We start from the raw sequence: 21,843 nt of genomic DNA on the forward strand, positions 1-21,843 counted from the left end.
AAATGCAAATTCTATTCCAAATGTACCAAAACAAAAAAACTCAGTCAAGGATGACTGAGTTTTTATGCTATTAACTAACCAAAAAACTATAAATTATGAAATTTATATCAATTCGGAAGGAAACCACCCCTTCCTGATTTGCGAGTGCAAAGATAGATAGAAAGTTCAGATTTCAAATAGCCAAAGTCAAGTTTAACATAACATTTGCAAAAAAAGCATCGTTTTTTGGTGAAATCCTCGTTTAAATGCAAAAAAAATGCATTTTTACAAAGTTCCTCTTAATTCTTGTTCTCTCTCAATTGACTCAAACAGCGCTTTAAAGTTACCTGCACCAAACCCTTTTGCACCCATTCTTTGAATAATTTCGAAGAAAAGCGTTGGTCTGTCCTGAACAGGTTTTGTAAATATTTGTAAAAGATAACCATCTTCGTCTGCGTCGACCATGATAGCCAGCTTTTCGATTTCGTTCAAATCTTCTTTCATCATATCCATATGAACACCTAATCTTTCAGGAATTGCTTCATAATAAGTATGAGGAGGAGCTGATAAAAATTCAACACCGCGTGCTCTTAACTGAGATACTGTTTTAATAATATCATCTGTAGCAATAGCAATATGCTGAATTCCAGGTCCGCCGTAGAAATCTAAATATTCTTCGATTTGTGATTTTTTCTTTCCTTCAGCTGGTTCGTTGATTGGGAATTTAATTCTTCCGTTTCCGTTTGACATTACTTTACTCATCAAAGCAGAATATTCTGTAGTAATTTGTTTGTCATCAAAAGACAGGAAGTTTACGAATCCCATAACGTCTTCGTAGAACTTTACCCAAGTGTTCATTTCGTTCCAACCTACGTTTCCAACCATGTGATCGATGTATTTTAACCCTGTTGGTTCTGGATTAAAGTCAGATTTCCATTCTCTGTAACCTGGCAAGAAAACACCGTTGTAGTTTTTTCTTTCTACAAAAATGTGAACGGTTTCTCCATAAGTGTAAATTCCGGAACGAACTACTTGTCCAAATTCATCTTCCTCAACTGTTGGTTCCATGAAAGAGCGTGCGCCACGTTTCATGGTTTCTTCGTAAGATTTTGTAGCGTCTTCAACCCAAAGTGCTGCCACTTTTACTCCGTCTCCGTGTTTTTTCAAATGTTCGTTGATTGGAGAATCTGCTGTTAATGGAGTTGTTAAAACAATTCGTATTTTATCTTGTTTGATAACATAAGAGGCTCTGTCTTTTACTCCAGTTTCTAATCCAGCATAAGCCAATGACTGGTATCCAAATGCAGATTTGTAATAATGTGCCGCTTGTTTTGCATTCCCTACGTAAAATTCTACATAGTCTGTTCCTAATAATGGAAGGAAATCCTGTGCTCCTTCAAATATTTTCTCTAATCCGTATTCTACTGATTTTACTTCTTTTGACATGATGTTTATTTGTTTAATCGGTTAATCGTTTAATTGATTTTTCCGAAATGTTGTGTTTAAGATTTTTTCTAACCGCAAAGTTCGCAAAGATTTTACGCAAGGTTCGCAAAGTAATCATCGCGCTCTTTGCGTAAAATCTTTGCGAACTTTGCAGTTAAGAAGGTTAACTATTCCGTCCAGGATTTATAATATTGTCCATCGTCAAGCCCCATAGCTTCCTCTGTAACCATTAAAGGACGGAAAGTATCTACCATAACGGCTAATTCTAAAGTTTCTTTGTGACCAATACTGCGTTCCATTGCGCCAGGCGCAGGGCCATGCGGAATTCCTTTTGGGTGTAAAGTGATATGACCTTGCTCAATATTATTACGGCTCATAAAATCGCCATCTACATAATACAGTACTTCGTCAGAATCTATATTGCTGTGGTTGTATGGAGCCGGAATAGCTTTTGGGTGATAATCGTAAAGTCTTGGGCAGAATGAACAAACAACAAAAGTGGCTGTTTCAAAGGTTTGATGTACTGGAGGCGGTTGGTGCACGCGTCCCGTTATAGGTTCAAAATTGTGAATGGAGAATCCGTACGGAAAGTTGTATCCGTCCCAACCCACAACATCAAAAGGATGAGTAGCATAAACCACTTCATGCATCATGCCTTCTTTTTTGATTTTAATTAAAAAATCGCCTTTTTCGTCATGCGTTTCCAGTTCGTTTGGCAAAATAAAATCACGCTCACAAAATGGAGAATGTTCTAAATGCTGACCAGATTGGTTTTTGTATCGTTTTGGAGTATAAAATGGAGAATATGATTCTACATAAAATAGTCGATTGTCTTCTGTTTCGAAATCAATTTGGTAAATAATGCCACGCGGAATAATCAAATAATCTCCATATTCAAACGGAATATTCCCTAACATGGTTCTTAATTTTCCTTTTCCTCTGTGAATGAAAAGCATTTCATCTGCATCGGCATTTTTGTAGAAATAATTTCGAAGCGATTCTTTCGGCGCAGCCAAACCAATAATACAGTCTTTATTGACTAACATGGCTTTTCGGCTGTCCAGGAAATCATTTTCGGGCTTCAGTTCAAAACCTTTAAAAAGTAATGATTTTATATTTTTTCCGATTGCAATTTTTGGTTCAACCGAATACGAGTTTAAAATTTCTTTAACCTGAGTTGGTCTGTGAACATGATAAGACAATGACGAATGTCCATGGAAACCTTCTGTTCCAAATAACTGTTCGTAATAAAATCCGCCGTTTGGTTTTTCGAATTGGATGTGTCTTTTTTGAGGGAAGTCCCCAAGTTTGTGATATAGTGGCATGGCTTTTTCAATTAGATAATTTGTAAATTAGATAAATCGAAAATTTGAATTGTAGAGTCAATAGCCAATTTTAATTGACTAATTTATCTCAATTCGATAGAGCCATTATTCAGGATTTCTCTTGATTAGGAATTGAAGATACTCTAATAAACCTGTCCATTTAGTTTTCATCACAGCAAATATCGTAATTTTTATTAATTAAAATTACAAATTGTATTTTTTTAGCATTAAATTAATTCGAGATGCTTTTTTATTCAGCCAAATATATAGGAAAAATGTTTATTACTAAAATAAAAATCCGATACTAAACCAAGTAAAACTTCGTGACATTTCTGGCGACCAAGATTGTTTAACTTCAATTGGGCCAATAATGGTTTCCAATCCGTAACCTACGGCATAACCTGTATATTTTGGCATCGAAATCCAATCCACACCGCTGAAAATATCATTTCCTAAATTGGCAAAATTAGCAGAAAGGTTGATGTGGTTCTTTTTCAGAATCTCATAATCCAAAGTAATTCCCGTTTTGATGAAACTGTTTCCAGCAATACTCAAGAAATCGTAACCATAAAAATAATTAAAGTTATTGATTTTGCTATAACCGTAACCTCCCAAAATATAATCAAAGAATGGAACACTGCTGTTGCCAAAAGTAAAACCGGCATCGGCATCAATTCTAAAAGTGGCTTTTGGGAAAAGGGTATTCACAAAAGAAACTTCCGCTTTTGCCATCGAAAACGGTTTAAAAGTGTTCGTGTAATCTGAAGATGCGAGATAAGTCTGTAAATCTGTGGAAAAATATAATCCGGAACTTGGATAGTATTTTTCGTCCAATGAATCGTATTTCAAATAAGCAAATGCACTAAAATAACTGCTTTTGTCAATGATGTTTTCTTCGTTGGCAAGTGTAGGTGAATTGATTTTTAAATATTTGTATTCTAAACCGCCTCCCATCAGGAACTTTTGTACAAAAATAGTCTGGAAGTATGCCTGATTATTCAAGTCCATGAAATCTACATTAATTAAATTGACACCTGGATTATCATAAACCAAATTACTTAAACTGGTTGTTACATTTCGATTGAATTGATTCAATCTGGAGCGGAAACCAAAGCTGATGTTAAATCCGTTTTCAACATAATAATTCAAATCATATCTGAAATTATCTCCCAAAATAACGTCCAGTGAGGTAACATCGTTTTTTAAGAAAGTTTTCTTATGGGTTAAATTTAATAAGATACCGCTTTTATAAAGTCCGTCGTAATGAAGCCCTAATTTCAAATAGGTCTGCGTTGGATTTTCTCTTAAAACTAAATCCAAATCATCTTTGTCGCCGTTTGGCTGTAAACAATAGGAGATGGCGCTAAAGTTTTGTGTAGCATTTAAATTGTTAATTCCAGCTTTTAGATTGTTGTAAGTAATGGTACTTCCTGGTTTAAAACGAAGTTTACCGCGAATGTATTCTTTAGTGTAATTATCTAATTGATCAGTATTAATTTTTTCGATATGAATTGTATCTGTAGCAACTTTTAATTTTGGTTTTTTGTAAAAAGTGGTTTCGTTAGATAATGTTTTAATTTTTTCATAAACCGCAAAAGCCGCTTCTTCTCCTTTTCGGATGATTTCTTCTCCTTTGTCAAATGAAATTACACCGTAGTCACGAATGTCTGGTTTAATATAAACATCAGTGTCTTTTATTTTGCCTTTCATTTTTTCGATAGATTGCAGATTGGTAATCTGAACCAGAATTCGGGTGGCATTTTTCAGGTTTTTTCTTTTCATCAAGTCGTCTTGAACATCAACACCAATAATAATATCGGCGCCCATTTTTCGAACTTCATTAATTGGATAATTGTTTACAACACCTCCGTCAACCAATAAATTGCCATCAATTTCTACCGGAGTAAATAGGGATGGGAAAGCGGCGCTCGCCATCATGGCCTGAACCAGATTTCCTTTGTTCAACAAAACTTCTTCGCCCGTTTCTATATTAGTTCCAATGCATAAAAAAGGAGTTGGCAGCTGATTGAAGTCTCGAACATGACGAACATTTCGAGTTAAACTGCTCAATAAATTATAATTATACATTCCTTTAGAAAGTGCTTCCGGAATGCCAACTCTAAAATTACTAAATGGTAAAACGATGGCATACAATTCGTCATTCTTTTTGCCGTAAAAGTTTTTGGAGGATCGCGGAATATAATCACTTATTAATTCGTCGAAATTGGTTTTTTTGAAAATAGAATCAATTTGTGAGGCATTGTAACCAGAAGCATACAATCCGCCAATTACAGACCCCATACTGGTGCCGCCAATATAATCGATTTTGATTCCGGCTTCTTCCAAAACTTTAAGCACTCCGATATGAGCGAAACCTTTGGCACCACCACCGCTTAATACCAATCCGATTTTAGGTCTTTTTATACTGTCTTTTTTTATTTCCTGTGAGAATGATTTTTGTGAAAAAAGAACCAACAAGACAAATATCATAGAGACTGCTTTCCAAATTGTATTGGAAAGAAGTTCTTTTGATGAGATATTTAAAATAGAAAACTGATTCGGGCGCATAAAAATTTGCAAGTTAGTTTTGTAAAAGTCGGCAATTTTTTTGGGTTTATTCTTAATCCGATAGTGTTTGTGCTAGTATTAACTTTTTGTTCTTGTCATATTTCCAGAAATCGGTATGAAATTTTGCGCCACCTCTGCAACTCGATGTCAGGGTTTTTTTGGTTTTGTCCACTTTTATATCGCAAAACATATCGCATTGTGGATTAAAGTTGGATGGGAATTTTAAACTCTCAAATTGTTTGTTCTTTGGATTAAAGATAAAAATTTGATAAATGGTATAAACTCCCATTCCATCATCGGTATGATAAACGGCAAAATCTGTAAAACCATCAAAATTGTAATCGTTTATTTCCAGATGAGAAGGTTTGTCGGTTATCGAAGCTTCTAGATTATCGATAAGTTGTGTTTGTTTGGTTTTGGAATTTTTGATTTTTAAAGATTCAAAACCATCTGCAAAATTTACTTTGAATTCACTTTTATCTTTTTGCATAATCGACACTTCATTTTGACTGTATGAAACAGCAAAAAAGAAAAGTAAACCAATATGTAAAAAGTGCTTTTTCAAAATAAATTAATTCTCTTTAGGATGATAAAATTCGACAATTTTTTTGGCTTTAGAAACACCTATAACGCCTGCAATTTCTTTTTCCGTGGCCAATTTTAATCTTTTAACACTTTTGAAATGCTGAATTAAGGTTGTCATGGTTTTTTCGCCAATTCCGGGTATGCTTTCTACTGAAGAATTCAAAGCCGCTTTACTTCGTTTATCTCTATGGAACGTAATTCCGAATCGGTGCGCTTCGTTTCGTAACTGCTGAATTACTTTTAAAGTTTCTGATTTTTTATCCAGATATAACGGAATGGAATCGCCCGGATAAAAAAGTTCTTCCAAACGTTTTGCGATACCGATGATCGCAATTTTACCTCGTAATCCTAATTCATCAATACTTTTTAAAGCAGATGAAAGCTGTCCTTTTCCACCGTCGATAATAATTAATTGCGGAAGTGGTTCGTTCTCATCTAATAATCTTTTATAACGGCGGTACACGATTTCGGTCATCGAAGCAAAATCGTCTGGACCTTCAACGGTTTTTACATTGAAATGACGATAATCTTTTTTGCTTGGTTTTCCGTCTTTAAAAACCACACAAGCCGCAACTGGATTTGTTCCCTGAATATTCGAGTTATCAAAACATTCTATATGTCTTGGCTCAACAGGAAGACGTAAATCTTTCTGCATTTGTGCCATAATTCGGTTTACGTGACGATCCGGATCTACAATCTGTAATTGTTTTAATTGTTCGATTCGGTAGAATTTTGCATTTCGAATTGATAAATCCAGAATCTGTTTTTTGTCTCCAAGTTGTGGAACGGTTACTTTTATGTTTTCGCCTAAATCCAATTCGAAAGGAACAATGATTTCTTTAGACAATAACTGAAAGCGTTCACGCAATTCTACAATCGCTAATTCTAATAATTCTTCATCGCTTTCATCCAATTTTTTCTTGATGTCTAAAGTATGTGAACGAATAATTGAACCATGCGAAATCTGAAGGAAATTGACATAAGCGGCACTTTCATCAGAGACAATCGAGAAAACATCAATATTGGTAATCTTCGGATTGATTATCGTTGATCTGGATTGATAATTCTCTAAAACTTCAATCTTTTCTTTGATTTTCTGTGCTTCTTCAAACTGAAGATTCTGCGCATAAGTATTCATCAATTTTTTGAAATCCTTCAAACTTTCTTTGAAGTTTCCTTTCAGGATTTCTCGAATAGCATTGACTTGTCTTTGGTATTCTTCTAAAGGTTCCAAACCTTCGCATGGACCTTTGCAATTGCCAATATGATATTCCAGACAAACTTTGAATTTACCAGAATTAATATTCGATTCACTCAGATCATAATTACAAGTTCGAAGCGGATACAATTCTTTAATCAAATCTAGAATCGTATAAACCATTTTGAAATTGGTATACGGACCAAAATATTCCGAGCCGTCTTTGACCATTCTTCTCGTTAGAAATATTCTCGAAAAAGGTTCTTTTTTAATGCAGATCCACGGATAACTTTTGTCATCACGAAGCAGTACATTATATCTTGGCTGAAGTGTTTTTATTAAATTGTTTTCCAGTAAAAGTGCATCGGTTTCGGTTGGAACTACGATGTGTTTTATAGTCACGATTTTTTTGACCAAAACATTGGTTTTGGCTGTATCGTGAATTTTATTGAAATAGGAAGAAACCCTTTTTTTTAAATTTTTGGCTTTACCAACATACAAGATTTTCCCGTCTTTATCATAATATTGATAAACGCCGGGATTGTCTGGCAAAGTTAAAATTTGAAGATCTAAGGCTGGTTTTTGCATTCTTTTTTGTTTCTGAAGATATCCGAAAAGCTTTTTTCAAAAACCATTCCGATTTCCAAATGAAGCTTAACATTGAATTAGTTTCAAATTTACGAAATCAAAAGAATAATTTCTATATTTAGATTTTATAATTCTACATGAAAAATAGTGCTCCATTAGTTATTTTTGGCGAATCGATTTTGCCGGGAGAACATAGAACCATAAACGTCGAAATCGCTAGACTGCATACCACAACTAAGTTGAATATTCCTGTTATTGTGCGTCGTTCCAAGCATGAAGGCCCTGTTGTTTTATTTTCTGCAGGAATTCACGGAGACGAAATCAATGGTGTTGAAATTGTTCGTCAGATCATCAGTAAAAAAATTAACAGACCTTCTCGCGGTACCATTATTTGTATTCCGGTGATTAATATGTACGGTTTTGTCAATAAATCAAGAGAGTTTCCGGATGGTCGGGATTTAAACCGAGTTTTCCCAGGAAGTAAAAAAGGTTCTTTGGCGAGCCGATTTGCCTATCATATAGTCGAAGAAATTTTGCCGATTTTAGATTATGCAGTCGATTTTCATGCCGGAGGAGCAAGCCGTTTCAATGCGCCTCAGATTAGAATTACCGAAAACAATCCTGATCTGAAAGTTTTGGCCGATGTTTTTAATGCACCATTTACTTTGTATTCTAAAAATATAAATGGCTCTTTTAGAAAAACGTCTGAAAATGCCAATGTAAAAATGCTTCTTTTTGAAGGTGGGAAATCTTTGGATATCAATAACGAAATTGCCAATCAGGGTGTTTTAGGAACCAAACGTTTGCTTCATTATTTGGAAATGTTGGATGCCAAACAAATCGCAGAACCAGCATTGACACCTTCCATTTATATCAAACAATCGGTTTGGCTTCGTGCGAAATGTTCGGGTTTACTGCATGATTTTAATTTGATTGGAAAATTTGTAACCAAAGGAACTATCTTAGCCATTATTACAGATCCCTTTGGGAAATTTGAACAGAAGATCAAAGCACCGCATGATGGTTATGTAATTAATGCCAACCATTCGCCGATAGTTTACGAAGGCGATGCTATTTATCATTTATCTAAAACCCCAGACAATGCCGACGAGTAAAAAAGAACTCCGAACAGAATACAAAAATCTACGTAAAGCACTTTCTTTTGATGAAATAGAAGAAAAAAGTCTGGCGATTGCCAATCAATTAATCCAAATGCCAATTTGGGATAAAAGTTATTATCATGTTTTTCTTCCGATTGAAGAACATAAAGAAGTAAATACCGAATTTGTCCTGCACTTACTTTCTGGAAAAGACAAAGAAATCCTGATTTCTAAAAGTGATTTTGAATCTAGAAAAATGACTCATTTTCTTTTAACAGACAATACCAAAATAAAGAAAAATGAATACAATATTCCAGAACCTGTTGATGGAATTGAAGTGCCATCGTCTAAAGTGGAAGTTGTTTTTGTACCACTTTTGGCGTATGATGTTTTGGGAAACCGAATTGGTTATGGAAAAGGGTTTTATGATAAATTCCTTTCAGAGTGCAAACCAGAAACCATCAAAATCGGACTTTCATTTTTCGAACCTGTGAACGAGATTGATGATGTTTTTGAATCGGATATCAAACTGGATTTTTGTGTGACGCCTGAGAAAGTTTATCAGTTTTAGTTTCACGATTTTTTTTGCCACAGATTAAAATGATTAAATGGATTAATCTTTTGAAATCCTTTAATCTGTGGCAAAAAAAATCATTCCAGTGCTTAACACAATCGTTGCCGATATGCTGAACGTAGACGCACTGCGGTGCGTCTCTACAATTCTGTGTGGAATGACAGAACTAAAAAATATTTTCTAAAGAATTCCCTTAAAAATCAAGGTTTCCAAAATTATTTTCTCGTAAGAAAAATAATTTTAAATTTTTTGGCACGATTTTGCATACTCGAAAATTGCAAATAATCGCCTCTAGTACATCCGGAATGCTAGTCCTTATTTGAAACCAAAATTTATTTACTAATCTTTAAAAAATTACTTTATGAGAAATTTTAATTTCTTTATGATGGCATTCCTTGTACTTACTATTTTCAGCTGTAAGAAAGCTGATTATGCTACAGAAGAGAGTGCAGATGCAAGTGAAATTGCAGTAGCCACAACGGATTCCGTTTTAGACGAAGAATATATGCCAGAACCCAACACAGAGAGCTATGCAGGACTAGAAGAAAATCCGTTTGAATCGCCGATTAAATCTCCACTTTCTACTTTTTCTATAGATGTTGATAATGCATCTTATACCAATATTCGCCGATTTATTAACGAAGGACAAAAAGTGCCAAAAGACGCTGTTCGCGTAGAAGAAATGATTAATTTTTTCAAATACAAATATCCGCAGCCAGATGGCCAGCATCCTTTTGCAATTCATACGGAATACAGCGATTGTCCTTGGAATAAAAACAGCCGATTGCTAAAGATTGGTTTGCAGGGAAAGGACGTTCCAATGGCACATTTGCCGGCTACTAATTTGGTTTTTTTAGTGGATGTTTCGGGTTCTATGGATGAACCCAATAAATTACCATTGTTAAAAGAATCCATGAAAATCTTAGTGAAAGAACTTCGCAGTACCGACAGAGTCTCGATTGTAGTTTACGCAGGTTCAGCTGGTGTAGTTTTGGAGCCAACATCTGGCGAAAACAAAGATGAAATTATGGATGCCTTTGATGAGTTGCACGCAGGCGGAAGCACAGCGGGAGGAGAAGGAATCGAATTAGCTTACAAACTGGCACAGGAAAATTTTATTAAAGGAGGAAATAACAGAGTAGTTATAGCCACTGATGGTGATTTTAATGTTGGAGCTTCTACCGATGATGATATGCTGAAATTGATTGAACAAAAAAGAGAATCGGGTGTTTACTTGACTGTTTTAGGATTTGGAATGGGAAATTATAAAGATTCTAAAATGGAAATTCTAGCCGATAAAGGAAACGGAAATTACGCTTATATCGATAACATTCAGGAAGCCAATCGTTTTCTTGGAAAAGAATTTAAAGGTTCTATGTTTGCCATAGCGAAAGATGTAAAAATCCAAATTGAGTTTAATCCGAATTATGTTCTGGCATATCGATTGATTGGTTATGAAAACCGAAAACTAAATGCTGAAGATTTTAAAAATGATAAAATTGATGCTGGTGAATTAGGAAGCGGACACTCCGTTACAGCTTTATATGAAATAATTCCTGTTGGGGTTGAAAGTGATTACATTCCGTCAGACTTAAAATATACCAAAACACAGAAAGTGTCTGAAAATCATAGTGATGAATTAGCTACAGTGAAATTTAGATATAAAAAACCTGATGGCGATAAAAGCATTGAAATAGTAAATGTAATAGCAGATAAGAAAACGAGTCTAGAAAACAGTTCTCCAGATTTCAAATTTGCAACTGCAGTTTCCTGGTTCGGATTAAAATTGCGTGACTCAAAATATATTGCCAATACTTCTAGTTCAGATATAAAAAGACTGGCAAAATCCGGTTTGCAAAATGATGATGAAGGTTACAGAGCAGAGTTTGTACGACTGGTTGATGCAGTAAATTAAAAATAAATTCCCAAAAAAAGAGAAATTCCAAATCCCAATTTTAAAATTGGAATTTGGAATTTTTTATTTGAATATTTTTAAAATTTATTTTACTTCTTTGATGGTTGAAGATTCAATCCAGCCTTGGGTTCCATCTGTTAATTCGACTTTTTTCCAGTCAGCTGTGGTTTCTAAAACATAAACTTTTGCTCCTTCATGTAACAGAATAATACCGTTGGCAGATTTTTGAGGTTTTGCGCGAACCTGGCTCATTTCAGAAAAAACAATAGCAACACGATCGTTGTCAAAATGACGTTTTTCAGCTACAGCAGCCGATATGCTTAAAGCAAAAGCAATCAGGAAAATGAACATTCCAACAAAATAGATTCTTTTTGAAATGGTTGCTTTTGAAAAGTAATAACCAATAAAGCTCAGTAAAAAGACAAATCCAATTGCAACAGCAATTTTTGCCCACATATTATAATCAAAAATAGAAGTAAAGTTCTGAATCAATTTGGCAAAACCAACTTTTGGAACTTCTTTAATCTCATCGATTGTCAGCTTTTTAGCAAACTTTAAGTTGTTTAAGGTTTCTGGATCATTTGGTTTTAAAACCAATGCTTTTTCATAATTGTAAATCGAAGGCGCAACCTGATTTAGTTTGTAATAACAGTTTCCGAGATTAAAATACAATTCAGCAGATTGTAATTTATCTTCTTTTACTATGTTTTCATAAACCTGTACAGCTTCTTTGTATTGTCCTTTTTGGTATAACGCATTTCCTGCTTCAAAGCGTCCTTGCGCAAAGAAAACCTGTGAGATGAATAAAAAGAGATATAGTATATTTTTCATTTTCTAAAATATTGTAATAAGATCTTCAACTTTGCGAACTTAAATTCAACGCAATCTAAATCAATTTTCTTAGCGTACTTTGCGGTAAAAAAAAACTAAACAATCTGTTTTTCTAGTTCAGAAATAATCAATACCGCTTTGTTATAATCCTGTTGAATCGAAGCGCTTGATGCTGGTGCATAACGCGCAAATTCACAGTTTTCAGTCAAATCAATAAAATTCTGAACAGTTTCTGCATTGGCGTTTCTGGACAATAACAATTCTCTGATATTATCCTTACTCATTTCTGAAGTTTCTATATGCAATTTCGCTTTTAGGAAATTGTGCATTGCTTTTTCTAATGCGATATAGAAAGGTTCTTTATTGTTAAGATGTTTTTTAGCCTGAGACAGATATTTTTTGGCCAGTTTATTGTTCATTCTAATTCTGTTTCCGGTAACATCACTGTCCATAGCCTCTTTTTTCTTCTTAGCTAAAATAATAAGCGGAATGATGATGAAAGGGGCAAACAATAAACCTAAATACAAATCTGAACCGTAAAACTCTTTTTTAGCAATAGGAATTAAAACTGTTTTAGATTTGATGTTTTTAAAATGATCCGTTTGAGCAATTGCATTTTTAGAAGCCGTTCCTGTATTTGCTTCTGCTGGTGTCGGTCCGTCCAGAACATCAACCATAATTTCTTTTGAGGTTATGGTTTTATAAGTACCAGAACTCAAATCGAAATACGAAAACTGCATTGGTTTAATCGCATATTTTCCTCTGTATTGAGGAACGATAGTATATTTGTCCGAAATTCTTCCAGACATTCCTGCTAACGAAGTGGTTACGCTTTCATCATGAACAGGGTCATACATTTCCAATGCATTAGGTACAACAGGTTTTGGAAGTGTAAATAACTTCATATTTCCAGTTCCCTGCGCACTAACAATTAAATCAAGACCTTCGCCATTTTTAAGTGTTGTTTTGGATGGCGTAACAGTAAAGTTCAGCTTACCAACAGCACCTGTAAAACCTTCTGGTTTACCTGCTTCAGGTAATGGTTTTACATTGATTGTTTTGGCTCCGGCAGAAACTACTCTGTTGTCATCTACTGGAATTACCTGACCAAACATATTTATTTTACCAGAAGCTACTTGTATCCCAATGTCTAACGAAAGGGGTTCTATAGTTAGTTTTCCTGATTTTTGAGGATATAAAATAGTTTTCTTTAAAATCACATAATAACATCTCTGACCCTGAAAAGAACCTTCTTCAATTGCCAGTTGCTTAATATCAATATTTTGATTCCAGAAATCATTGTATTTTGGTTTAGCCAATTCTTTAAAACCAGTAACTCCAATGTTGTTGAAATAGAGTTTGTAAACTACTGTAATTGGTTCGTTCAGATACGGATTTGTTTTAGAAATCTCTGCAACCAAAGTCAATAATTCATTTGGTGATCCGGGAGGTCTGTCGTTTGGATCTCTTTCTTGTGCAACAGCGTTGGTAACGGTAACTTTGATTGGAGAAGTTTTATAAACTTGTCCATTATATTCTATTGAAGCCTGTTTAATTAGAAGTGCTCCTTTTCTTTCGGGCTGTAAAATATAAGAGTAAATTTTTTGAAAAGAACTTCTTCCGTTTATCCAAGACTGGCTGATTTGCTGACTTGGTCCTGCAACAAGTCTGAATCCTTCAAAAGCAGGTTGTTCGAAGTTGTCTCCGTCAACATTCATGATGAAGTCTATACGAAGTCTTTCGTTCAATCCAAGTGTATTTTTGCTGACTTTGGCTTCAAATTGTACTTGAGCCATTAGTCCTTGAAAAGTGAGTAGGAATAGAATTAAATATCTTTTCATTACTTGTTTTAATCGTTGTTTGTTTAACTGTTTAATCGTTTAACCGTTTTGTAATAACAAATAAAACGATTAAACGATTCAACTTATTTTACCAGTCTTTTTCTGTTTTCTTTGGGTTTCCTTTTACTTTTTGAGCGTTAACTTTATCCTGAATTTTCTTTTCTTCGTTGTTAACGGCATCTAATAAATTCTGAACACGTTCTTTAGATATGCCGCCTGGCTGTGGTTTTGGCTGTCCCTGATTGTCTGACTTGTCGTCTTTCTTAGGATCATTTTTGCCATCTTTTTTGTCTTTATCCTGATCGCCTTTGTCGTCTTTTTTATCCTTGTCTTTGTTCTGATCTTTATTTTTGTCCTTGTCTTTATCTTTATTTTTATCCTTGTTTTTGTCCTTATCCTTATTCTTGTCTTTGTTCTGATCGTTTTTAGGAGGATTCTCTTTTAATTTTTGTTTTGCGTAGGCATAATTGTAACGCGTTTCCTCATCCGTTGGATCATTTCGTAAAGCTTGTTTGTAAGCTTCTACTGCCTGAGTATAATCTTTCTCTTTCATGAAAGTATTTCCAAGATTATGATAAGCCTTGTGTTTTTCAGGTCGCGTTTTGGCATTTTTTATGGCTTTCGCGTAAGCGTATTTAGCCTCAGAAATCTGATTTTGTCTATAAATAGTGTTTCCTAAATTATATGGCGCTGTTGATTTTTTAGGAAATTTTGATTCCGAAATTCTATAGTTTGCTTCAGCATCAACAAATTTATTCTGTTTATATTCTTCATTCCCAACAGGCAATGATTTGTCTTTCTCTTGTGCAGAAACTGCAAAAGAAACGGTTAGTAAAATATAAAGAAGTAAATTTTTCATTCTTAGTTTTTATTTTTTTTTGACACGAATGTCACTAATTGTCACTAATTTTTTTATTTCTTTTTGAATTTCACAAATTAAACAATTTGTTATTCGTGTAAATTCGAGCAATTAGTGGCTAACTTTTTTGTTTCTTTTCGTTAAATAAATCCAACTCTTTGATCCAGTTTGTTTTTCTTTCTAATAAGAAAATATCAAGTAAAAGCAGTAAAAATGCAAATCCGATAAACCACTGGAATTGCGATTGGAATTCGGCCATTTGCGTAGCTTCAAATTCTGTTTTCTGAATATTGTTTAAAGCGTTTTTTACATATTCTAAAACTTCTTTTGTGCTTCCGCCATAAACATAACCGCCTTTGGTTGCTTTTGCAATTGTTTTTAAACCTTCCTGGTTTAGTTTTGTGATTACTGTTTCTCCGTTTTGATCTTTTTGATATCCTCTTACAACACCATTTTCTTTTAACGGAATTGTTCCTCCTTTTTCTGTTCCAACACCAATGGTTATGATTTTCATTCCTATTTTGTTGGCTTCTTCCGCCGCGGCGGTTGCTCCTTCAGAATGATCTTCTCCGTCAGAAATTAGAATTAATAATTTACTCGTCTTGCTTTTTTCGTCAAAATAAGTGGCAGATAATCTAATAGCTTCATCCAAAGATGTTCCTTGTGAAGAAACCATTCCTGGACTCATGCTCTGCAAGAACATTTTGGCAACACTATAATCTGATGTTATCGGTAAAACAGGAAAGGCACTTCCAGCATAAGCTACAATTCCGATTCTGTCGCTTCCTAAATTGTTGATGATTTGCGAAACCAATTGTTTACTCTTTTCTAAACGGCTTGGAACAACGTCTTCTGCAAGCATACTTTTTGAAACGTCGACAGCAAAAACAATATCAATACCTTCTCGTTTTACGGTTTCCATTTTAGTTCCGATTTTCGGATTTACTAAACCAATAATCAAGCAGGTAAGTGCCAGAAGAATTACAACAATTTTTAAAACAGGTTTAAAAACTGATTTCTCAGGGCTTAATCTTTTTACCATTTCCAAATCACCAAATTCCAGCTGTTTTCTTCTTTTCCAATACATATTGAAAAGGAAAACACATACCACAATTGGGATGAGTATTAAAAGGTATAAATATTTTTTTTCGTCTAATTCCATTTTTTAATTCTAGTTCTCAGTCGCAGTTTACAGTCACAGTTTTTAGTTGTAAACTGTAAACTGTGACTGCGACTAAAATATTAAATAAAGCTTCTATAAACTGTATTTCTTAATCCAACTTCAAGCAATAATAAAAAGGCTGCAAATAAAACAAACCCTCTGTATTTTTCATCGTAATCATAGAATTTTAATTCCTGAATTTCTGTGGTTTCCAATTTGTTGATGGAGTTGTATATTTCTGCTAATTTATCGTTGCTTGTTGCTCTAAAATAAGTTCCATCGGTTTTTCTTGCGATGTTTCTCATTAGCTTCTCGTCGATTTCAACTTTCTGCATTTTGAATAAGAAACCTCCGTTTGGTGCATAAGCGTATGGAGATTCTGCCATTCCGTTGGTTCCTAGACCAATCGTATATACTTTTATTCCATATTGTTTTGCAATGTCAGCAGCGGTTTCCGGTTCGATAAATCCGGCATTGTTAACACCATCGGTAAGAAGGATGATAACACGACTTTTTGCTTTACTGTCTTTTAAACGGTTAACTGCAGTTGCCAATCCCATTCCAATTCCAGTTCCGTCTTGAAGAGTGGTGTCGTATTTAATGCCTTTTATAGCTTCCAAAATAATTGCTTTATCACTAGTTACAGGAGTTTTTGTGTAAGCTTCAGAAGCATATAAAACCAACCCAATTCTGTCATTTGGTCGTTCTTCAACGAAATTACCAGCCACTCTTTTTAAAGCTTCCATACGGTTTGGCTTTAAATCTTTAGCCAGCATAGATCCAGAAACGTCAATTGCCATTACAATATCAATTCCTTTTGTTGTTTTCGTTTGATTGCTGATATCTACTGTTCTTGGTCTTGCTAACGCAATAATTAAAGAGCTTAAAGCTAAAATTCTAAAAACATATAGAGCAGGTTTGAACTTTGTCCAAAACGATTCGCTGTTTTGAAACCCTGCCATCGAGCTCATTTTTAAGGTAGCCGATTGCTGGTTGCGTTTCCAGAAAAACCAGATTATCGCAATCGGAATTAATATAAACAACCAAAGAAACTCTGGATTTAAAAAACTGAAATTGCCCATTAGTTGTTTGCTCTTTGAAGTTCAACAGAATTTAAGATTCGAGTTGTAATCTCGTTCGCATATGTATCGCCTTCTTCGTGTAGAACCAAAATTTGCTGTAAACCTTGATCTTGTTTGAAAAGCAACAATTCATAATATGCTTTTGTACTTGTTTTGGTTGCTGGATTCAAGATTGACATTGTTCCATAACCTTTAACTCCCTGAATACCTTCGTTTGTTTGAAAATCTTCTTGTTTTACAATAATATTTTGTGCTCCTTGAGCTTCCATTACTTTTAAAGATCCTTCAAGGGCTTTTGCCAAATCGATATCGGTTGGCTGTTTGAATTTGGCAGTAGAAACGGTTACATAGAAATTGTCAATCATGCTTCCATAAACAAATAGTTGCATTTCTTTGATTAACGCCATCGTTTCTTTTGGAAGTACTTTTTCAGTATCCATTCTTTTTAAAACTTTTGGGGTTTCAATTAAGACAGCAGGACTTCCGTATGCACTTTTTACCCATTCTCCTTCCAATAATTCTTTAGAAGGATGACCAATTATATTATCTTTTACATAATTGAAGCCTTTAGTAACTATAAAATAAGTTGTAGTTACAAACAACAATAAGATTACAGCTGCAACAGAATAACCAATTCGAGCATTACGCTTTTTGCGAAGTTGTGCCTGAATTTGTTTTTGTCTTTGTGCTTCGTTCAATAATTGATCTTCTATGTCCTCAGGAGCTTCTGTCGGAATAGCATTATCAAGCGTTAAAATTACTTTTTGAATTTTGTTTCTATCATCAGTAATTTCAAAATCAAGCGGTTTGGATTTCGCAAATTTTACTAAATCGGCCTGACGTAAAACGCGTTCCAGATTTTCTACCGTTTCCGGAGTCAGCGTCATTTTCTTTTGAGTCGATGCTGTTCTGATGGCTTGAATTAGCTCAGAAGTTGTACTTTCCATTGCTGGAATATGAATGGCTTCTTCGATATAATTTCTAGCAATATCGGTTAATTCACTATAGTATTCTTTGATTTCACCTTTTTGAACCAGTTCTTTTTTCTCTAAGTTGTTTAATAAACTTGTCGCTTTTTCGATAGGCGTTTTATAAACTTCTTCTTCAATCTTTTTCAGCTGGCGTTTTTTAACATACCAGTAAACAAATGCTCCAATTCCGATAATAACTAAAACAATTAAAACGTAAATCCACCAAGTTCCCATTCCTTCCTCAGCTGAAGCAATGTCTTTGATGTCGTACATTTTTTGCTGCAAAGTGTCCACTTTTACATTGGCAACTTCAACTTTAAGAGAATCAGAATAAAAAGGTTTTTTATCAATTAAAATTTTGATACTTGGAATTGTATAACGACCAGAATCAAACTGGGTTAAACCATATTTTTTAATCAATTCATAAGTTTCATCTTTCTTAACCGTATCAACAGGATAAGACTGAATTACTTCTAAAGCACCAATATTTTTAAGTTTTGGAAATTCAACTTTTGATTTTGAGCTTACGACAGTTTTAAGTGTCAGTTTAAACTCTGCACCAATTTTGTTTTTTGTGGTATCAATGCTTGTTTCTACTGATTTCTGCTGTGCAAAAATCATGGTAGAAAAGAGAAATAAAAATATATAAAGTTTAAATTTCATTTGAGTAACGATTGTTGATTTTAGATTAACGATTTTTGATTTGTTAATCAAAATTGCCAGATTTTTATCGTGATTTGAAATAGCCTAATAGTTTCGTAACGTAATTTTCGTCTACTCTGGTATTTACAATTCCTGCTCCTGATTTACGGAAACTATCTTTAAAATAATTCAATTTTTCCTGATAATGTTTCTCGTAATTCATTCGAACTGTTTTAGAACTTGTATCAACCAATTGTAATTTACCTGTTTCGGCATCCAGCATCGTTACCATTCCTAAATTCGGAATTTTTTCTTCGCGGATATCATACACACGAACACCCGTAATGTCATGTTTTTTAGAAGCAATTTTTAAAGTATGCTCGTAAGAATCAGACATAAAATCGGAAATCATAAAAATGATTGCTTTCTTTTTCTGGGTTCCGGATAAGAACTTTAAAGCCTGAGCAATATCTGTTTTATGACTTTTTGGTTCAAATTCTATCAATTCACGAATGATACGCAGTACGTGTGAACGTCCTTTTTTAGGCGGAATATATAATTCTACAGTATCAGAAAATAAGATTAAACCAATTTTGTCATTGTTTTGTGTAGCCGAAAAAGCCATCGTTGCCGCAATTTCGGTTACGATGTCTTTCTTAAATTGATTTTTAGAACCAAAAGATTCCGAGCCCGAAATATCAACCATTAAAACCATGGTCAATTCGCGTTCTTCTTCAAATACTTTAACGTGAGCTTCGTTATAGCGTGCGGTTACATTCCAATCGATGTTACGAATATCATCTCCGTATTGGTATTGACGCACCTCGCTAAACGTCATTCCTCGTCCTTTAAATGAAGAGTGGTATTCTCCCGAAAAGATATGATTACTCAGCCTTTTCGTTTTGATTTCTATTTTCCGTACTTTTTTTAAAAGCTCTTTTGTATCCATTTCTTTAGTTTTCAGTCGCAGTTTTCAGTCGCAGTTAATCTTAATGTGTTTACTGTGACTGAAAACTGAAAACTATTTTTAAGGTACTTCAATCTCGTTAACGATTTTGTTGATAATGTCTACAGAAGTAATGTTTTCTGCTTCTGCTTCGTAAGTGATTCCAACTCTGTGACGTAATACATCGTGAACAACTGCACGAACGTCTTCCGGAATTACATAACCACGACGTTTGATGAAAGCATAACATTTAGCAGCATTAGCCAAGTTGATACTTCCACGAGGAGAAGCTCCAAAACTGATAAGCGGTTTTAAATCGGCTAATTTGTATTTTTCTGGGTAACGCGTAGCGAAAATAATATCAAGAATATATTTTTCAATTTTTTCATCCATATAAACTTCACGAACCGCTTCTTGCGCACGTAAAATCTGATCTACAGAAACTACAGGATTTACTTTTTCGTAAGTTCCTTTTAAGTTCTGACGGATTACAAAACGCTCTTCGTCAATTTTTGGATAATCAATAACAGTTTTTAGCATGAAACGGTCAACCTGTGCTTCAGGAAGTGCATAAGTACCTTCTTGCTCAACAGGGTTTTGTGTTGCTAATACTAAAAACGGACGATCTAGTTTGAATGTAGAATCACCAATTGTAACTTGTTTCTCCTGCATCGCCTCCAAAAGTGCTGACTGAACCTTTGCAGGAGCACGGTTAATCTCATCGGCAAGTACGAAATTGGCGAAAATTGGTCCTTTTTTAATTGAGAACTCGTTTGCTTTAATGTTGTAAATCATGGTTCCGATAACATCGGCAGGTAATAAATCGGGCGTAAACTGGATACGGCTGAAAGAACCTTGAACCGCTTGAGAAAGCGTATTGATAGCCAAAGTTTTTGCCAGACCCGGAACTCCTTCCAATAAAATATGTCCCTGTCCAAGCAATCCGATTAATAGACGCTCGACCATATGTTTCTGACCCACAATAACTTTGTTCATTTCCATTGTAAGAAGGTCTATAAAAGCACTTTCTCTTTCAATTTTTTCATTTATCGCTCTAATGTCTAAAGTCGTTGTATTTTCTTCCATATAAATATTTTTAAAACCTTGATTTTAACGCCTAATTTTTGAGAGTGCAAATTGACTATTTTTTAAGAAGTAAGATGTTAAAGAATGGTTAAAACTTCGACCAATGCCTTAATTTTAAGGACTAATTGTGAATCTATTTTTATATTTTTAAGAACTTTGATGATTATGTTTTATTAAAGCATAATTATTACCAAAAATAACGCATAATTATTATGAGCAAAACAGTCTTATCGCCTATAATTTCAGGCACTATGAATTGGGGAGTTTGGGATAAAAACCTTACAACCAAAGAAATGGAAAACATGATACAGGTAAGTATCGAAAACAAAATTACGACTTTTGATCACGCGGATATTTACGGTTCGTATACGACCGAAGCCGATTTTGGAAAAGCCTTTCACGCTAGTAAAATAGATCGTGAAAAATTACAATTAATTACAAAGTGCGGTATTCAGATGATTGCGGATAAACGCCCTGAAAACAAAATCAAACATTATGATTATTCTAAGGATTATATCATTAAATCTGTAGAAGGATCTTTGAAAAATTTAAAGACTGATTATGTTGACGTTTTCTTGCTTCACAGACCAAGCCCGTTAATGCAGGCTGATGAAATTGCTGAAGCAGTGGAGAAATTAAAAGGAGAAGGAAAGATTATTGATTTTGGTCTTTCAAATTTTACAAGTTCACAAACTGAATTAATTCGCCAAAAAACAGAAGTAAGCTATAATCAAGTACAGTTTTCAGCAACACATTACGAAGCAATGACTGATGGAAGTTTAGATTATATGCAGACTAATGGAATTCGTCCGTTATCATGGAATCCGCTTGGAACTGTTTTTAGAGAAGATACAAAACAAACGCGTCGTTTGAAAAAACTATTTTCAGCTTTATTAGAGAAATATCATTTAGGCGCTGATACACTTTTATTATCATGGATTTTGAAACATCCAGCAAAAGTAATTCCAATCGCAGGAACTGTGAATATTGCAAGAATTCAATCTTTGTCAAAAGCAATTGAATTGGATATGGATACAGAAGACTGGTTTGCAATCTGGACAGAAAGTATGGGCGACGATGTGCCTTAAATTTTAGTGTTCAGTTTACCGTTTTTAGTATTCAGTTAGAGTGCAAAAAAATAAACA

General features: G+C 34.3%; 17 protein-coding genes. 4 read left to right on the top strand and 13 right to left on the bottom strand.

Translation table 11 applies throughout. The annotated features are described in order from the left end of the window. Positions 1-264: 264 nt before the first annotated feature. The 5 genes from hppD to uvrC all read right to left on the bottom strand — a co-directional run bounded on the left by hppD (position 265) and on the right by uvrC (position 7,689). On the bottom strand, positions 265-1,425 hold the full coding sequence (gene hppD / locus BM289_RS13550) for a 4-hydroxyphenylpyruvate dioxygenase (protein WP_091494404.1): 1,161 nt from the start codon (positions 1,423-1,425) through the stop codon (positions 265-267). Positions 1,426-1,592: 167 nt separating this feature from the next. Continuing rightward, complete coding sequence (locus BM289_RS13555; protein ID WP_091494406.1) at positions 1,593-2,750, bottom strand: homogentisate 1,2-dioxygenase; 1,158 nt, start codon at positions 2,748-2,750, stop codon at positions 1,593-1,595. 285 nt (positions 2,751-3,035) lie between these two features. After that, a complete protein-coding gene (locus BM289_RS13560) occupies positions 3,036-5,240 on the bottom strand; it encodes a patatin-like phospholipase family protein (protein WP_244165375.1) in 2,205 nt (734 codons plus the stop codon). 130 nt (positions 5,241-5,370) lie between these two features. Further along, entirely contained in the window at positions 5,371-5,808 is a 438-nt protein-coding gene (locus BM289_RS13565; protein ID WP_091494410.1) for an XAC2610-related protein, read from the bottom strand. 81 nt (positions 5,809-5,889) lie between these two features. Next, positions 5,890-7,689, bottom strand: a complete 1,800-nt coding sequence (gene uvrC / locus BM289_RS13570) for an excinuclease ABC subunit UvrC (protein ID WP_091494413.1) — start codon at positions 7,687-7,689, stop codon at positions 5,890-5,892. A gap of 137 nt (positions 7,690-7,826) precedes the next feature. Here uvrC and BM289_RS13575 point away from each other — a divergent pair, with 137 nt between their 5' ends. The 3 genes from BM289_RS13575 (at position 7,827) to BM289_RS13585 (ending at position 11,278) form a co-directional block, all read left to right on the top strand. Beyond that, the gene (locus BM289_RS13575; protein ID WP_091494415.1) at positions 7,827-8,804 is read left to right on the top strand and encodes a succinylglutamate desuccinylase/aspartoacylase family protein; all 978 of its coding nucleotides are present in this window, start codon (positions 7,827-7,829) and stop codon (positions 8,802-8,804) included. Beyond that, complete coding sequence (locus BM289_RS13580; RefSeq protein WP_091494417.1) at positions 8,791-9,360, top strand: 5-formyltetrahydrofolate cyclo-ligase; 570 nt, start codon at positions 8,791-8,793, stop codon at positions 9,358-9,360. Before BM289_RS13575 ends, BM289_RS13580 begins: the two co-directional genes overlap by 14 nt. Positions 9,361-9,724: 364 nt before the next feature. Next, entirely contained in the window at positions 9,725-11,278 is a 1,554-nt protein-coding gene (locus tag BM289_RS13585) for a vWA domain-containing protein (RefSeq protein ID WP_091494419.1), read from the top strand. Between the two features lie 84 nt (positions 11,279-11,362). On the opposite strand, the gene BM289_RS13590 is transcribed toward BM289_RS13585, so the two are convergent. The 8 genes from BM289_RS13590 to BM289_RS13625 all read right to left on the bottom strand — a co-directional run bounded on the left by BM289_RS13590 (position 11,363) and on the right by BM289_RS13625 (position 20,698). After that, positions 11,363-12,109 (bottom strand): tetratricopeptide repeat protein, encoded by a 747-nt coding sequence (locus BM289_RS13590; RefSeq protein ID WP_091494421.1) that lies wholly within the window; start codon positions 12,107-12,109, stop codon positions 11,363-11,365. Positions 12,110-12,204: 95 nt separating this feature from the next. Continuing rightward, positions 12,205-13,950 carry a BatD family protein gene (locus BM289_RS13595; protein ID WP_091494423.1) on the bottom strand — a complete coding sequence of 582 codons (1,746 nt, stop codon included), beginning with the start codon at positions 13,948-13,950 and terminating at the stop codon, positions 12,205-12,207. An 88-nt stretch (positions 13,951-14,038) separates the two neighbouring features. After that, positions 14,039-14,809, bottom strand: coding sequence for a tetratricopeptide repeat protein (locus BM289_RS13600; RefSeq protein ID WP_091494425.1), 771 nt, complete (start codon positions 14,807-14,809; stop codon positions 14,039-14,041). Between the two features lie 118 nt (positions 14,810-14,927). Beyond that, complete coding sequence (locus tag BM289_RS13605; protein WP_091494427.1) at positions 14,928-15,971, bottom strand: vWA domain-containing protein; 1,044 nt, start codon at positions 15,969-15,971, stop codon at positions 14,928-14,930. A gap of 80 nt (positions 15,972-16,051) precedes the next feature. Beyond that, positions 16,052-17,053 (bottom strand): vWA domain-containing protein, encoded by a 1,002-nt coding sequence (locus BM289_RS13610; RefSeq protein WP_091494429.1) that lies wholly within the window; start codon positions 17,051-17,053, stop codon positions 16,052-16,054. Next, entirely contained in the window at positions 17,053-18,687 is a 1,635-nt protein-coding gene (locus BM289_RS13615; RefSeq protein WP_091494431.1) for a hypothetical protein, read from the bottom strand. The genes BM289_RS13610 and BM289_RS13615 overlap by 1 nt, the downstream gene beginning before the upstream one ends. A gap of 64 nt (positions 18,688-18,751) precedes the next feature. Then, the gene (locus BM289_RS13620; protein WP_091494433.1) at positions 18,752-19,615 is read right to left on the bottom strand and encodes a DUF58 domain-containing protein; all 864 of its coding nucleotides are present in this window, start codon (positions 19,613-19,615) and stop codon (positions 18,752-18,754) included. Between the two features lie 78 nt (positions 19,616-19,693). Next, complete coding sequence (locus BM289_RS13625; protein WP_091494435.1) at positions 19,694-20,698, bottom strand: AAA family ATPase; 1,005 nt, start codon at positions 20,696-20,698, stop codon at positions 19,694-19,696. A gap of 212 nt (positions 20,699-20,910) precedes the next feature. Between BM289_RS13625 and BM289_RS13630 the strand changes: the two genes are divergently transcribed. Further along, entirely contained in the window at positions 20,911-21,786 is an 876-nt protein-coding gene (locus tag BM289_RS13630; RefSeq protein ID WP_091494437.1) for an aldo/keto reductase, read from the top strand. Positions 21,787-21,843: the final 57 nt, after the last annotated feature.

It is taken from the genome of Flavobacterium phragmitis, from assembly GCF_900112575.1.
GTDB classification, from domain to species: Bacteria; Bacteroidota; Bacteroidia; order Flavobacteriales; family Flavobacteriaceae; genus Flavobacterium; species Flavobacterium phragmitis.

Coding starts and splice junctions, on each gene's coding strand:
- hppD (WP_091494404.1), bottom strand. CDS start 1,425: ATGTCAAAAGAAGTAAAATCAGTAGAATACGGATTAGAGAAAATATTT.
- BM289_RS13555 (WP_091494406.1), bottom strand. CDS start 2,750: ATGCCACTATATCACAAACTTGGGGACTTCCCTCAAAAAAGACACATC.
- BM289_RS13560 (WP_244165375.1), bottom strand. CDS start 5,240: ATGATATTTGTCTTGTTGGTTCTTTTTTCACAAAAATCATTCTCACAG.
- BM289_RS13565 (WP_091494410.1), bottom strand. CDS start 5,808: ATGCAAAAAGATAAAAGTGAATTCAAAGTAAATTTTGCAGATGGTTTT.
- uvrC (WP_091494413.1), bottom strand. CDS start 7,689: ATGCAAAAACCAGCCTTAGATCTTCAAATTTTAACTTTGCCAGACAAT.
- BM289_RS13575 (WP_091494415.1), top strand. CDS start 7,827: ATGAAAAATAGTGCTCCATTAGTTATTTTTGGCGAATCGATTTTGCCG.
- BM289_RS13580 (WP_091494417.1), top strand. CDS start 8,791: ATGCCGACGAGTAAAAAAGAACTCCGAACAGAATACAAAAATCTACGT.
- BM289_RS13585 (WP_091494419.1), top strand. CDS start 9,725: ATGAGAAATTTTAATTTCTTTATGATGGCATTCCTTGTACTTACTATT.
- BM289_RS13590 (WP_091494421.1), bottom strand. CDS start 12,109: ATGAAAAATATACTATATCTCTTTTTATTCATCTCACAGGTTTTCTTT.
- BM289_RS13595 (WP_091494423.1), bottom strand. CDS start 13,950: ATGAAAAGATATTTAATTCTATTCCTACTCACTTTTCAAGGACTAATG.
- BM289_RS13600 (WP_091494425.1), bottom strand. CDS start 14,809: ATGAAAAATTTACTTCTTTATATTTTACTAACCGTTTCTTTTGCAGTT.
- BM289_RS13605 (WP_091494427.1), bottom strand. CDS start 15,971: ATGGAATTAGACGAAAAAAAATATTTATACCTTTTAATACTCATCCCA.
- BM289_RS13610 (WP_091494429.1), bottom strand. CDS start 17,053: ATGGGCAATTTCAGTTTTTTAAATCCAGAGTTTCTTTGGTTGTTTATA.
- BM289_RS13615 (WP_091494431.1), bottom strand. CDS start 18,687: ATGAAATTTAAACTTTATATATTTTTATTTCTCTTTTCTACCATGATT.
- BM289_RS13620 (WP_091494433.1), bottom strand. CDS start 19,615: ATGGATACAAAAGAGCTTTTAAAAAAAGTACGGAAAATAGAAATCAAA.
- BM289_RS13625 (WP_091494435.1), bottom strand. CDS start 20,698: ATGGAAGAAAATACAACGACTTTAGACATTAGAGCGATAAATGAAAAA.
- BM289_RS13630 (WP_091494437.1), top strand. CDS start 20,911: ATGAGCAAAACAGTCTTATCGCCTATAATTTCAGGCACTATGAATTGG.